The sequence below is a fragment of the Arhodomonas sp. KWT genome (assembly GCF_010993615.1).
This window is the reverse complement of record NZ_WNXE01000649.1, coordinates 1-946: the sequence shown is the minus strand read 5'-3', so window position 1 is coordinate 946 and position 946 is coordinate 1. Positions and strand designations below refer to the sequence as shown.

The following is a 946-nucleotide window of genomic DNA, read 5'->3' as shown; positions in this document are numbered from 1 at the left end:
GACCGCATCTACCAGACGGCCCACCAGCTCCTGAACGGCCGCGGCGGCGGCTGGCCACTCACGGTGTTCCTCACGCCGGAGCAGGTCCCCTTCTTCGCGGGCACCTACTTCCCCCCGGACGCCCGGCACGGCCTGCCGGGCTTCGGCGACATCCTGGCCCGGGTCAGCCAGGCCTGGCAGGAGCAGCGCGACGCCATCGACGGCCAGAACACGCGTATGATCGAGGCGCTGAAGGCACTCCAGCAGCCCCCCGAGGGCGAGCGCTGCGCAGCGGACGAGGCCGCCGGCCGGGCCCGTGACAGCCTCGGCGAGGCCTTCGATCCGACCTTCGGCGGCTTCGGGGAGGCACCCAAGTTTCCGCAGCCCGCCGCCCTCGGTCATCTACTCGGCCACTACGCCCGGCGTGACGACCGCGACGCCCTCCACATGGTCTGCCAGACGCTGCAGCGCATGGGACTCGGCGGGATCTTCGACCAGGTCGGCGGCGGTTTCGCGCGCTACTCGGTCGACCGTTACTGGATGATCCCGCACTTCGAGAAGATGCTCTACGATAACGCCCTGCTGGTCGGCCTGTACGCCGACGCCTGGCGGATCACCGGCGACGGCCTGTTCGCCCGCGTGATCGGGGAGACCGTGGACTGGCTGATGCGCGAGATGCAGTGCGGGGACGGCGGCTTCGCCAGCGCCCTGGACGCGGACACGCCCGAGGGTGAGGGCGCCTACTATCTTTGGACGCCGGAGACGGTGCGCGAGGCGCTGCCCGCCGAGGACGCCACACTGACGATCCACCGTTTCGGGCTCAACGAGCGCGCGAACTTCCATGGCCGCTGGCACCTCCACGTCCATGCCACCTTCTCGGAGCTCGCGCCGGTCATGGGCGCCTCGCGCGAACAGATCGTGTCGCGATGGGCCCAGGCCCGGGAGCGGTTGCAGGCGGTGCGCGCCG

The 946-nt window shown here is 70.9% G+C and carries 1 protein-coding gene; it reads left to right on the top strand.

Features of this window, described 5'->3' with window-relative positions; translation table 11 throughout:
* Window positions 1–946, top strand: a 946-nt coding sequence (locus G7A99_RS21445; RefSeq protein WP_163143947.1) for a thioredoxin domain-containing protein, incomplete at both ends; no start/stop codon positions are given.